9 protein-coding genes are annotated in these 12,822 nt (G+C 62.7%); 8 read left to right on the top strand and 1 reads right to left on the bottom strand.

Annotation, left to right across the window (positions count from 1 at the left end):
• Positions 1 to 211 precede the first annotated feature (211 nt).
• The 3 genes from VK98_RS06165 to VK98_RS06155 are packed head-to-tail and all read left to right on the top strand — an operon-like array spanning position 212 to position 6,196.
• Complete coding sequence (locus VK98_RS06165) at positions 212 to 2,998, top strand: YjbH domain-containing protein (RefSeq protein WP_231589213.1); 2,787 nt, start codon at positions 212 to 214, stop codon at positions 2,996 to 2,998.
• Positions 2,999 to 3,009: 11 nt separating this feature from the next.
• On the top strand, positions 3,010 to 4,971 hold the full coding sequence (locus VK98_RS06160) for an SLBB domain-containing protein (RefSeq protein WP_231589212.1): 1,962 nt from the start codon (positions 3,010 to 3,012) through the stop codon (positions 4,969 to 4,971).
• 34 nt (positions 4,972 to 5,005) lie between these two features.
• Positions 5,006 to 6,196, top strand: a complete 1,191-nt coding sequence (locus VK98_RS06155; protein WP_048413170.1) for a GNVR domain-containing protein — start codon at positions 5,006 to 5,008, stop codon at positions 6,194 to 6,196.
• On the opposite strand, the gene VK98_RS06150 is transcribed toward VK98_RS06155, so the two are convergent.
• Positions 6,193 to 7,389: a multidrug effflux MFS transporter gene (locus tag VK98_RS06150; RefSeq protein ID WP_048413169.1), complete on the bottom strand. Its 1,197-nt coding sequence runs from the start codon at positions 7,387 to 7,389 to the stop codon at positions 6,193 to 6,195. The genes VK98_RS06155 and VK98_RS06150 overlap by 4 nt on opposite strands.
• A gap of 176 nt (positions 7,390 to 7,565) precedes the next feature.
• Here VK98_RS06150 and arsC point away from each other — a divergent pair, with 176 nt between their 5' ends.
• The 5 genes from arsC (at position 7,566) to VK98_RS06125 (ending at position 12,780) form a co-directional block, all read left to right on the top strand.
• Entirely contained in the window at positions 7,566 to 7,913 is a 348-nt protein-coding gene (gene arsC / locus VK98_RS06145; protein ID WP_048413168.1) for an arsenate reductase (glutaredoxin), read from the top strand.
• 133 nt (positions 7,914 to 8,046) lie between these two features.
• Complete coding sequence (locus VK98_RS06140; RefSeq protein WP_048413167.1) at positions 8,047 to 8,547, top strand: MarR family transcriptional regulator; 501 nt, start codon at positions 8,047 to 8,049, stop codon at positions 8,545 to 8,547.
• A 110-nt stretch (positions 8,548 to 8,657) separates the two neighbouring features.
• Positions 8,658 to 10,064, top strand: coding sequence for an efflux transporter outer membrane subunit (locus tag VK98_RS06135; RefSeq protein ID WP_048413166.1), 1,407 nt, complete (start codon positions 8,658 to 8,660; stop codon positions 10,062 to 10,064).
• A 10-nt stretch (positions 10,065 to 10,074) separates the two neighbouring features.
• Complete coding sequence (locus VK98_RS06130; protein WP_048413165.1) at positions 10,075 to 11,235, top strand: EmrA/EmrK family multidrug efflux transporter periplasmic adaptor subunit; 1,161 nt, start codon at positions 10,075 to 10,077, stop codon at positions 11,233 to 11,235.
• Between the two features lie 12 nt (positions 11,236 to 11,247).
• On the top strand, positions 11,248 to 12,780 hold the full coding sequence (locus VK98_RS06125; protein ID WP_048413164.1) for a DHA2 family efflux MFS transporter permease subunit: 1,533 nt from the start codon (positions 11,248 to 11,250) through the stop codon (positions 12,778 to 12,780).
• The last annotated feature ends 42 nt before the right edge of the window (positions 12,781 to 12,822 follow it).

The raw sequence follows: 12,822 nt of genomic DNA, 5'->3' as shown, positions 1-12,822 counted from the left end.
ATCGGACGTTGGCTTTCGCCCCAAACAGGCAGCCTGTCTGCGCAAGCAACAGGTTGCCTGTGTTTCTATCCGCTCTCGATACGGAGCGCTGCGTAACTTTTAAGATTTTTATTAGTAATTGTTTCTCGCAATACGAAATCAATAACTCTAAATAAAGCAATCCATGCGTGGCATTCTGATCAAAGGGATAGTGTTCGGGGGAAGTTGCGGCTTGCTGTTGCCGGTTTACGCGCAACCATCGCTCAATGGCCAATCCGGCTACATCAATATGCCGTCGGCGGATGTTGGCCGCGACGGCTCTTTAAGCTTTGGGGTCAGCTCCGACAAGCCCTACAACACCTTATGGGTCTCGGCGACGGCGCTGCCCTTTCTGCAGATTTCAGGCCGCTACGTCTCCATCTCCGGCATTGCCGGTTTTGACAATCCACAATACGGCGGAGGCTACGGTAGCTTTAAGGACAAGGCGATCGACACAAAATGGCGACTGCTGGACGAGTCCGGCGTTTGGCCCGCGCTCGCCTTCGGCCGCACGGATATTTTCGGCACAGCACTGTGGCGCGGCAATTATCTGGTGGCCAGCAAGCACCTCCGCCCCAATCTGGAAGTCTCGGCGGGTGTCGGTTCCGGTCGAATCGAAGGCCCTTTCGGCGGCCTGCGCTGGACCCCAGAGCGTTTTCCCCGCTGGTCGCTGATCGCCGAATACGACGCCAATCACTACCCATCGGATTTCCGCTCCAAAGACACCTTCGCCGCGCAAAGGAAAAAGGGGCCTGCCGCCGGCATTGAATACCGCTGGGGCTGGCTGGGCCTGCAATTGGCCAAGCAAAAAACTCACGCCAGTCTGAACGCCTCGATAGAAATTCCTTTGAACGAACGCGAGTTCGTGCCCAAGATCAGCGAACCCGCTTATTTCAGCGGCGGCCCCGACGTGCCGCTCCGTCCCACCTTCCACCAATGGCATGCCGACAGCGCCTATGGCCATGGCCTGGTCAGCGCCTTGAGCAAGCAGGATTTCAAAAACATCCGCATCAGCATGCGCGGCGACGAATTCGTACTGGAGCTGAACAATAGCCGGATTTCTAATGTAGGCCGCGCGGTGGGCCGCGCGGTACGCACCGCGCTGTACTTTGCCCCAATTGAAACGCGCAGCATCCGCGTGGTCTACACCAAGCTGGAGCAGCCAATCGCGACCTATAGTTTTTTCAATCTGGCCACCTTGAACGACTACCTGCTGGGCAAGGTCGACCGCCAACGCTTTCTGGACAGCGTCAACATCAAGCCTGGCAAGGATTCCGAACTGGAAGAGGTTTACGCGCAACAGCTCAGCGCAAACATCAAAGACAGCGTCAACCTGGAGGTTTTGGCGGGCAAGGACGGCGACATCGTCCAACTCAACGCCGAAGACAACGAAGCCAACCGCTTCCGGCTGGTGCCCAAGACCGGGGTCTATTTCAACGACCCCAGCGGCGCCTTCCGCTATGAGATCGCCGCCGCCGCCACTTATACGCGGCGCCTTGGAACCGGCTTGTTTTTGAACAGCGCGCTCAGCGCCAACCTCTACAACACGGTCTCCGGGGTCAAACAACCGTCCAACAGCCTGCTGCCCCATGTCCGTTCCGACGTGGCCGAATACAAGAAAACCAACTCTCCCAAACTGGATCGCCTGCTGCTGAACCAGTATCTGACTCTGGGGCCCAATACCTATGCCCGCGCGTCCGCCGGCATTTACGAGGAAATGTTCCGCGGCGCCGGCGGCCAAGTGCTCTACTACCCCGACACCCGCCACTGGGCGATAGACCTCGCCGTGGACGCCCTGCAACAGCGCGACTACAAGGGCTGGCTGGGCAAACGCGACTACCAGACCGTCACCGCGCTGGCCTCGCTCCACTACAAATTGCCGCTGAACGTTACCGCCACGGTGCGAGCCGGCCGTTTTCTCGCCAAGGACAGCGGCGCGCGTTTGGAGTTGAAGCGCCGCTTTCGCTCCGGCATCGAGATCGGCGCCTGGTACACCAGCACCAACGGCAACGACATCACCTCGCCCGGCACCCCCAGCTCGCCCTATAAGGACAAGGGGCTGTTCATTTCCATACCGCTGAACAGCATGCTGACGCTGGACACCCAGGCGGTGGGCAACTTCGCCCTATCCCCATGGACGCGAGATGTCGGCCAAATGGTTATGTCGCCCGGAGACCTCTACGACCAGCTCAACGACCCGCGCAGCGATGTGAACGCCTACGACGGTTTGGGCAACTTCGCCGAACGACCGGATGAGCAGGGCTTGCCGCAAGTCAATCCGCCGCCCCCGAACTTCCATCCCTGGCCATCAGTGCGACTGCGGTTGGACGACTCGTCCAGGCAATTCGCAACCATGGAGGACAAACCGGGCGCCGTGGCGATTGCCGCCGGCATGACTCTGGCGGCGATAGCTTTGGACAAGCCGGTGAATCAGGCCGTGGGCCGACATCAGGACAACCGTCTGCTCAAGGGCTGGAAGCAGATTGGCAATACCCTGCCCATCGCCGCGCTGGGCCTGGCGGGCGGAGCCTTCGCCCTGGGCGACGACAGGCTCAGCAACACCGGTTTGATCGCGTTGGAATCCTCGGCGCTCTCCGCCGCCGGCAGCATCGCCTTGAAGGGATTAGGCAACCGGGCGCGGCCAAACGCCAGCGACAATCCCTGGCAGCAGCAGCCGGCGGGCAGTTCCCGCTTCCAAAGCAGCTTCACCTCCAATCACGCCGCGGTGCTGTTCGGCGCGCTGACGCCTTTCGCCAAGGAGTACGACCAACCCTGGCTGTACGGCTTGGCCGCCATCGGCGCGCTCGGCCGCGTCGCCGGCAAAGATCACTGGTTGTCAGACGTCGCCGCCGGCAGCCTGCTGGGTTATGCCTCAGGCTCCTGGCTCTGGCATGCCCAGCGGGACGAGTCCCGTTATCGCACCTCGCTGATGCTGGGCCCCAAGCAGGCCGGCATCCAAGTTTCGAAATCACTGGATTGAAACGACCGCCCATGAACCATCTTCTCGCGACCATGACCGACTATTCACGCCTTCGCCGCCAGGTGGTCCCGCTGCTCATCGCTCTGTGCGCCGCCAGTCCCGCCATCGCCGCCACGCCAAACTCGGCTGGCGACTTCTCCAACACCATGATGCCGAGCTATGAGCCGGAAGCCATGATGTACGGACAACCCAGCATCAGCAACCAGGCCCCGCTTGCTCAACAAGCATGGCCGCAGCAGGTGCCGCAACAGCAGCGCAGACTGCCGCCTGGAGCGAAACCAAGCAAGCGCGATCCCTTGCAGAACGAGTCGCAAGAAGGGAGGTTGCCGCCCTTCATCGAATACGTGAAAGTGGCCACCGGCAACATCCTGCCCGTCTTCGGCGCGGACTTGTTCGACAACCCGCCATCGACCTTTGCCCCAAGCGGCACCGCCCAGGTCAACCCGGACTATGTGATCGGCGCCGGCGACCAGATCCAGGTCAAGGGCTGGGGCATGGTCGACATCGACCTGACCCTGACCGTGGAGCGCAACGGCACGGTCTACCTGCCCAGAGTCGGCGCCATCGCGGTTGCCGGCGTGAAGTTCAGGGATTTGCAAGACACGCTGAAAAAGAGCGTCTCGCGCGTGTTCCACAACTTCGACCTGAGCGCCAGCCTGCTGCAGACCCGCGCAGTGCAGGTCTACGTCGTCGGCCATGCGCGCGCGCCCGGCAGCTATACCCTGGGCGGGATGAGCACCTTGCTGAACGCGTTGTTCGCCGCGGGCGGCCCCAGCGACAACGGATCGATGCGCCATATCCAATTGATGCGCGACGGCAAGGCCGTCGGCCAGCTGGATCTTTACAAAATTCTGGTGGACGGGGACAAGTCCAGTGATCTGACCCTGCGCGACGGCGACGTGATTCAAATCCGGCCCACCGGCAAGCGGGTTGCCTTGCAAGGCGACGTCAAGCATCCGGCCATCTATGAATTTGTCGACGGCGACAGCGTCGCCGACCTGCTGCATTGGGCCGGCGGCCTGGAATCGGCGGCGGAAGGCAAAGCTTGGCAATTGGAAAAAAGCGTAGACAATCGCTTCGAAGCGCAGTGGCAGACATCCAATGGACAAACCAGCCCTGACAACGCCGCATTGAAGCGGCTCAAGCTGGGCGCCAGCGATATTTTCCGCGTGTTCGCGCCCAACGCCTTGCCGGTGAACATTCAACAAGACACCGAATACGTCCGCGTCAGCGGAGAAGTGAAGCAAACCGGCACCTTTTTGCTGCAAAAAGGCGAAACCCTGCGCGACCTGATCATGCGCCTGGGCGGCGCCACTGAAAACGGCTATGTCTTCGCCACCAATCTGCAACGCGAGAACATCAAGAAAGAACAGCAGGCCAAGCTGGATGAGGTGGCCAACCGCTTTGAAAAGGAACTGGAACAAGCCTCCGCCGCTCGCCTGTCCAAACAAACCGATAAAGACAATGTCGCGGCCATTACCGCGGAAGTCGAGCGCCAACGCAAGCTGGCGGAAAAAATGCGCGCCATCAAAGCGGAAGGACGCGTCGTGCTGGAACTGAGCGGCAGCAGCGCCCAAGTCAAGGACCTGCCGGACCTGCCGCTGCAAAACGGCGACGCCGTCACCATCCCGCGCCGGCCCGGCACCGTCAATGTCCTGGGCTCGGTTTACCAGAGCAATGCCTTCATCTACCGGCCGCAACGCTCGGTGAAGGACTACCTGGATCTGGCCGGCGGCATCAGCCAGACCGGCGACAAGTCCGCAACCTATGTGATCCGCGCCGACGGCACCGTGGCCAGCAACAACAACGCGGGCTGGTTCAACAGCCTGGGCGGCAAGCGCATCAATCCGGGCGACACCATCGTCGTGCCCGACGAACTGGCCGTCAGCAGCTGGACCCAGTCGCTGAAAGAATGGACCTCGATTCTCTATCAGTTCGGGCTAGGCGCCGCCGGCTTGAAAGTCTTGAAATAAGACAGGCCCCCCACACTTAATTCGGGATTCAGACATGTCCATACACGACAAGGCAGAACCTCAACCCCTATCTTCCAATAACGTCGACCTCCTCGACGTATTGAAGACTTTGCTGAAACACAAGCGCTGGGTCATCGGCAGCGTTATCGCGTTGGGGAGCGGCGCCTTGGTCTTGAGCCTGCTGCTGCCGCCTCTGTATAGCGCCACCGCCAAGATACTGCCGCCGCAGCAGCAAAACTCGAGCATGAATCTGTTGCTGAGCCAACTGGGCGGGCTGGCCGGCGCAGCCGGCGGCATCGCCGGGCTGAAGAACCCCGGCGATCTTTACACCGGCCTGCTGCAAAGCCGTACAGTGGCGGACGGCTTGATACAGCAGTTCAAGCTGAAACAGCGCTATGCAACAGACACAATGGATGAGACCAGAAGGGCACTGCAGAGCGCTAGTACCATAACCAGCAGCAACAAGGATGGTTTGATCAGCATCAGCGTGGAAGACAAGGATCCCCAGTTCGCCGCCGCCTTGGCCAATGGCTATATCGCCCAGTTGACCCAGCTGAACCAGTCCCTGGCCGTCACCGACGCGGCCAAACGCCGGCTGTTTTTCGAAACCCAGCTAAAGCAAACCAAGACCCAGCTAACCTCAGCAGAAACCGCACTGCGCCAGACCCAGGAGCGCACCGGCATGATTCAGCCAGACGGCCAGGTGCAGGCGATTATGAACACCGTCACCCTGCTCAAGGCCAACATCGCCGCCAAGGAAGTGCAATTGGAGGCGCTGCGTAGCTACGCCACCGAGCAAAACCCGCTCTATCAGCGGACCAAACAAGAACTGATGGGTTTGAAAACCCAGTTGGCCAAGCTGGAAAACGGCGCCGAAACCTCCGGCAACATCATGGTGCCCACCGGCAAAATGCCGCAATCCGGGCTGGAGTATCTGAGACGGCTGCGCGAGGTCAAGTATCAGGAAACGATTTTTGAACTTTTGGCCAAGCAATACGAGCTGGCCAGAATCGACGAAGCCAAGGACTCGTCACAAATCCAGATATTGGACAGCGCCGTAGTGCCCGAACTAAAGAGCAAACCCGTTCGCTCATTGATCACGGCCGCGGGACTAGTCGGCGGCCTAGTCCTCGGCATCGCGCTGGCCCTGCTGCGCGAACGCTTCCACAGCGCGCAACAATCCGGCCGCTTGCATGAGTTGAACTGGGCCTTGAAGGAGCGCTAACGCGTCACCCTGCGCCTATAGCCCATCCGGAACGCGAAGCCCAGCGCCAGCATGACCGCCATGCTGGCCGCCAGGCTCAGCGGGCTGCCCCAGACCAGCGGCGCGATCAGGCCGGCCACCACGCTGGACATCATGGTCTGGAAAAAGCCCTGCAAGGACGAGGCGGTGCCGCGCAAGGATGGAAACTGGTCCATCAGGTTCAGAGTAATGGACGGCGCGGCAATCGACATGCCGGTGGTGTACAAGGCCAGCGGCAACACCGCCCACGGCATCGCGGCTTCCGGCGCCAGCAAGTTGTACAGCAGGTTCCAGCCGGCCGCGATAAACATCACCACGTAGCCGCGCGACACGATGTCTTTTTGCGACACCCGCCCCGCCATCTTGCCCGACAGATAGGCGCCGAACATGATGCCGGACACCGCCGGGCCGAACATCCACAGAAACTGCCCCGGCCCCAGGTGCAGATGCTGCATCAGAAAGACCGGCGCCGACGGGATGTACAAGAAGAAGCCGGCGAAGTTGAAGGACACCGCCGCGGTCAGCAGTTGGAACTCGCGCTTGCGTCCCACCTGCCAGTAATTAGCTAGCAGATACTTGATCTTCAAGGGCTGGCGCGCGGATTCGTTATGGGTTTCCGGCAGGGCGAACCAGCTCATCAGGAACAGCGCCAGACCGATCAGCGCCATGAACACGAAGATGGAATGCCAGCCGAAGGCGCCGAACAGCCAGCCGCCCACCACCGGCGCGATCGCCGGCGACAGCGAAAACAGCATGGTCACCTGCGACATCAGCCGCTGGGCGTCGGCGCCGTCCAGCTTGTCGCGGATGATGGCGCGCCCCACCACCAGGCCGGCGCCGCCGCAGAAGCCTTGCAGCGCCCGGAACAGCAGCAGCTGCCCCAGACTGTCGGCCAAGGCGCAGCCTATCGACGCCAGGCTGAACAGCAAGGTGGTGACCAGCACCACCGGACGGCGGCCCACCGCGTCCGAGATCGAGCCATGCCACAACATCATCACCGCGTAAGACAGCAGATATACCGTCAACGCCTGCTGCATCTGCAACGGAGAGACCGCCAGGCTTTGCCCGATCGCGCTCATCGCCGGCAGGAAGGTGTCGATCGAAAACGGCCCCAGCGTGGACAGGGCCGCGAGGAGGATTGCCAGCCCAAAATGGCTGCGGGTGGAGGGATGCATGGCGGATAAATAACAATGAGAGTCAATGCATGGTAATGGTTAGACCGGAACTTGCCAAACTGGTCTGCTTCAAATTAAACCTCATTGACACAAATCGCATCGCGAGCGCTGGCGCCCATTGCGATTTCGTGCCACGATCAAGCCACTCCGCGCACGCATAACAAGGAGAGACCAGCATGATTCGCCTGTACCACAACCCGCGCTGTTCCAAATCCAGGGAGGCGCTGAGCCTGCTGGAAAACGCCGGCGCGGAAATCGAAGTCGTAGAGTACTTGAAGCACCCGCCCAGCTACGAAGAACTGGAGCGCCTGCTGACGCTGCTGAACATGGAGCCGCGCGACCTGATTCGCCAGAAGGAGGAGGAATACACCGAACTCTATCTGGACGACATCACGCTGGAGCCCCGGCATCTGATTACCGCCATGATAGACAATCCCAAGCTGATCGAACGCCCAATCGCCGTCAGCGGCGAGCGCGCCGTGGTGGGACGTCCGCCGGAACGGGTGCTGCAGCTGCTGGACTAGCCTTTCCCAGCGCCTCCCGCCACCGCCCAAGGCCCGCGCCTTGGGCGTTTTTGCGCCCGCCTGGCCGTGCCCGGCCCATCCCCTCAAAATTATCACTTGCGGAATAGTAACCTGCGTTATTAAAATAACGACTATGAATCCAACCAAGTCATTTCAAACGCTAGAGCAGGCCGTCAACCGGATCGAAGCGCGTTTTCCCGGCGTGCCGCGCCAGGAAGTCATTCTGGCGCGCTTGCTGTACCACATCCTGCCGCGGCTGTCCGCCCACCTGTGCGACAAGCTGAAGCATCACGGCCTCAACGAGACGGTGTGGATGGCGCTGCTGGCGCTGTACGCCTGTCCGCAACAAGCGCTCTACCCGTCTGAAATCAGCGACACGCTGGATTCATCGCGCACCAACGCCACGCGCATCGCCGACGAACTGGTCAAAAACGGCTGGGCGGCCCGTTCGCCCAGCGCCGAAGACCGCCGCAAGATCCTGCTGGAGTTGACGCCGGGGGGCGTTCAACTCGTGGAATCGCTGCTGCCCATCTCCCGCGAATGCCACCGCGAGCTGTGGGCGGATTTCGACGCCGCGGAAAAACAGGAGTTCGAACGCTTATTGCGCAAACTGCTCTGCAGCCTGGGCGGTTGAAGCTGGGAGACCGGCTTTTTTTCGCCCTTATAATAACCTGCGTGACTATCACATCATCAATCACTTCATCAATTGCTAATACAGCAAGTGAACACGGGGAGTCCCACAAGGTGAAAAAGACTCAATGGCAGCACGGCGTCAGCGCCCTGCTGCTCAGCGCCCTGTTGGGCGGCTGCGCCAGCTTCGGCCCTGACAGCGCGCCGGCAGCGCAGCTCAATGCCGAGCAACTGCGGCTGGCCGACGGCCAGAACGGGCAGATCGCCAGCGACTGGTGGACACAGCTGAACGACGCGACGCTGAACCAGTTGGTGGCGCGCGCCTTGCAAGAAGCGCCGTCCTTGAAGCTGGCCGAGGCCCGGCTGCGCCAGGCTCGCGCAGCCGTCGGCATCGTCGAAGGCAATAGCGGCCCCAAACTCGATTTCAGCGCCAATATGACGCAGTTGAATTACGAGTTTCCGGCGCCGATCTCGCGCGACTACGTCAACGCCTACACCGCGATGCTGATGGGCAGCTGGGAATTCGACTTCTGGGGCAAGCACCGCGGCCAGATCGACGAAGCCGTCGGCCAGCAGCAAGCCATCGCTTTTGAAGGCGCGCAGACGCGCTTGACCCTGACCCAGGCCGTCATCGCCCAATACACCCAGTTGCAGCGGCTGCAGGCGCAAAGCGCGCTGCTGGCCAAGCGCATCCAGCTGGCGGAAAGCCGGCAGACGCTGACCCAGGCCCGCATCAACGCCGGCCTGTTGCCGGGCGACAACCAGCGCGGCAACGAAGTCTCGCTGCACCGCCTGCGCCAGCAGCAAAGCGCGCTGGCCCAGGACAGCGACCGCGCCCGCCACGCGCTGGCGGCGCTGACCGGCCAGGGGCCGGACGCGCTGAACGCGCTGCAAGCCGCCAAGAGCGCGCCGACGCCGACGCTGGACGCGGACAGCCTGCACGCGGACCTGCTGGGCAAACGCCCGGACATCGCCGCCCAGCGCGCGCGAGTGGAAGCGATGGCCGGCGCGGTCAAGGCCGCGCGCGCCGAGTTCTATCCCAATATCAAGCTGACCGCCTTCGCCGGCCAGACTTCGCTGGAGCTGAACAAGCTGATGAACGGCAACTCCACTTTCTGGGGCTTCATGCCGGCGATCAGCCTGCCGATCTTCCACTCCGGCGCCATCCAGGCCAATCTGGGCAAGCAGCAAGCCGGCTACGACCTGGCCGTGCACAGCTACAACCAGACCGTGCTGGACGCGATGCGCGACGCCGCCGACGCCGTCAGCGGCTGGCAGCAAAGCGGCAAGCAGCTGGAGCAGGCGCGTCAGGCGCAGGACAGCAGCCTGCGCGCCGCCGATTCCGCCGCCGCCCGCTTCAAGGCCGGCATCATCAACAAGCTGAATCTGCTGGACGCCCAGGACAGCGCGCTGGCGCAACAATCCGCGCGCATCGACGCCGAAGCCGGCCGCAAGCTGGCCTGGGTTTCCCTGAACACCGCATTGGGCGGCGGCTTCAACGCTGCGCCCGCCACCCACTGAGAACGCATCCATGGACAAGAAAACCAAAACCGCGCAAGGCCGCAAACGCAATCTGATCGTCGCCACCACCCTGTTCGCCGCCATCGCCATCGGCTACGGCGCCTACTGGGCGCTGGTGCTCAGCCACCAGGAAAGCACCGACGACGCTTACGTCAGCGGCCATCTGGTGCAAGTCACCCCGGAAGTGGGCGGTACCGTCGCCAAGGTGCTGGTGGACGACACCCAGCACGTCAAGGCCGGCCAACTGCTGGTCAGCCTGGACAAGAACGACGCGCAGCTGAACTTCGACCGCGCCCGCAATGAATTCGCCCAAGTGGTGCGCCAGACTCGTCAGCTGATGAACAACACCCAGCAGCTGGCGGCCCAGGTCACCTTGCGCGAAACCGAGCTGGCCCGCACCGACTCCGACCTGAAACGCCGCAAGCAGCTGGCCGGCACCGACGCGCTGTCGGCGGAAGAACTGAGCCACGCCAACGACGCCGTCGCCGCCGCCAAGGCCGCGCTGGATGCCGCGCGCGAACAGCAGAAAGCCAGCGCCGCGCTGCTGGGCAAGGACGCTCTGGCGCAGCAGCCGGCGGTCAAGGCCGCCGCCAGCCGGCTGAAGGAAGCCTGGCTCGCGCTGCAGCGCACCGAGATCAAGGCGCCGCTGGACGGCGCCGTCGCCCGCCGCAATGTGCAGGTTGGCCAACGCCTGGCCGCCGGCACCCCGCTAATGTCGGTGATCCCGCTGCAAAACCTGTGGGTGGACGCCAACTTCAAGGAAGGCCAGCTGGCCAAGATCCGCATCGGCCAGCCGGTGGAGCTGAAGTCCGACCTCTACGGCGGCAAGATCGTCTATCACGGCAAGGTGGTGGGCCTGTCCGCCGGCACCGGCAGCGCCTTCTCGCTGCTGCCGGCGCAGAACGCCACCGGCAACTGGATCAAGGTGGTGCAACGCGTGCCGGTGCGCATCCAGCTGGATCCGAAAGACCTGCAATCGCATCCGCTGCGCGTCGGCCTGTCGATGGACGCGGTGGTGGACACCTCCGGCACCGACGGCAAGGCGGTGGCCGAGGCCCAGCCCTTCGTCGCCCATCAGGACGTCTCCGGCCAGCTGCCGGACCTGAAACAGGCCGACGAACTGGTGCGGACGCTGCTGGCGGCCAACGCGGGTGAAGGCAAGGCCGAATAAGGGGGCCGGACCATGAATCATCCACCACTGACCGGCTCCAAGCTGGTCTGGATCACGCTGGCGCTGTCGATGTCGGTGTTCATGCAAGTGCTGGACACCACCATCGCCAACGTGGCGCTGCCCACCATCTCGGGCAACCTGGGCGCGGCGACCAGCCAGGGCACCTGGGTGATCACCTCCTTCGGGGTGGCCAACGCCATCGCGGTGCCGCTGACCGGCTGGCTGGCCAAGCGCCTGGGCGAGGTGAAGCTTTTTACCGCCTCCACCCTGCTGTTCGTGCTCACCTCCTGGCTGTGCGGCATGTCCAGCAGCCTGGAAATGCTGATTTTCTTCCGCGTGCTGCAAGGCGCGGTGGCCGGCCCGATGATTCCGCTGTCGCAGAGCCTGCTGTTGTCCTGCTACCCGCCGGAGAAGAAAGGCATGGCGCTGGCGCTATGGGCGATGACGGTGATCGTCGCGCCGGTGTTCGGCCCGATTCTGGGCGGCGTGATCAGCGACAACTGGCACTGGGGCTGGATCTTCTTCATCAACGTGCCGGTGGGTCTGGCGGCGGCCTTCATTTCCTGGCGCATCCTCAAGCCGCGCGAAACCGAAACCGTCGATCTGCCTATCGACCGCATCGGCCTCGCCTTGCTGGTGATAGGCGTAGGCTCGCTGCAAATGGTGCTGGACCGCGGCAAGGAGCTGGACTGGTTCAACTCCACCGAGGTGATCACCCTGGCGGTGATCGCGGTGCTGGCGCTGGTCTATCTGGTGATCTGGGAACTGGGCGAGAAACACCCCATCGTCGACCTGAGCCTGTTCAAGCAGCGCAACTTCACCGTCGGCACCGTCGCCATCAGCCTGGGCTTCATGCTCTACTTCGGCACCGTGGTGCTGCTGCCCTTGATGCTGCAGACCCAGATGGGCTACACCGCCACCTGGGCCGGCCTGGCCGCCGCGCCTATCGGGCTGATCCCGGTGGTGCTGTCGCCCATCATCGGCAAGTACGCGCAGCGGCTGGATATGCGCTGGGTGGTGACGGTGAGCTTCAGCGTGTACGCGATCTGCTTCTTCTGGCGCAGCACCTTCAACCCGCAGATGGACTTCGCCTACGTGGTGTGGCCGCAGGTGGTGCAGGGCATAGGCGTGGCCTGCTTCTTCATGCCGCTGACCACCATCACCCTGTCCGGTCTGCACCCGAGCCAGATCGCCAGCGCGTCCAGCCTGTCCAACTTCCTGCGGATTCTGGCCGGCAGCATCGGCACCTCGATCACCACCACGATGTGGGACCGCCGCGAGGCGATGCACCACGCGCGCCTGACCGAGCACGTCAGCCTCTACGATCAGGCCTCCAACGCCTGGTTCCGGCTGCTGGACATGGCCGGCCTGTCCTCCGGGCAGCAGGCGGCGCTGACCTCGCTGCAGATCACCAAGCAGGGCTACATCATGGCGGCCAACGAGATCTTCTGGCTGTCCGGCGTCTTGTTCGTGCTGCTGATCGGCCTGGTGTGGTTCGCCAAGCCGCCGTTCACCGCCTCCGGCGGCGACAGCGGCGCGCATTGAAAATAGCCTGAGCGGACCGGGCGGCGACGACATCGCCGCCCG

Origin of the sequence: Chromobacterium sp. LK11, from assembly GCF_001043705.1 — a bacterium.
In the GTDB taxonomy this organism is placed as follows: Bacteria; Pseudomonadota; Gammaproteobacteria; order Burkholderiales; family Chromobacteriaceae; genus Chromobacterium; species Chromobacterium alkanivorans.
This window is presented reverse-complemented; position numbering and strand designations above follow the sequence as displayed.

What these genes read in the sequence shown, in the direction of transcription:
- VK98_RS06160 (WP_231589212.1), top strand. Translation starts at nt 3,010, where the DNA reads ATGAACCATCTTCTCGCGACCATGACCGACTATTCACGCCTTCGCCGC.
- VK98_RS06155 (WP_048413170.1), top strand. Translation starts at nt 5,006, where the DNA reads ATGTCCATACACGACAAGGCAGAACCTCAACCCCTATCTTCCAATAAC.
- VK98_RS06150 (WP_048413169.1), bottom strand. Translation starts at nt 7,389, where the DNA reads ATGCATCCCTCCACCCGCAGCCATTTTGGGCTGGCAATCCTCCTCGCG.
- arsC (WP_048413168.1), top strand. Translation starts at nt 7,566, where the DNA reads ATGATTCGCCTGTACCACAACCCGCGCTGTTCCAAATCCAGGGAGGCG.
- VK98_RS06140 (WP_048413167.1), top strand. Translation starts at nt 8,047, where the DNA reads ATGAATCCAACCAAGTCATTTCAAACGCTAGAGCAGGCCGTCAACCGG.
- VK98_RS06130 (WP_048413165.1), top strand. Translation starts at nt 10,075, where the DNA reads ATGGACAAGAAAACCAAAACCGCGCAAGGCCGCAAACGCAATCTGATC.
- VK98_RS06125 (WP_048413164.1), top strand. Translation starts at nt 11,248, where the DNA reads ATGAATCATCCACCACTGACCGGCTCCAAGCTGGTCTGGATCACGCTG.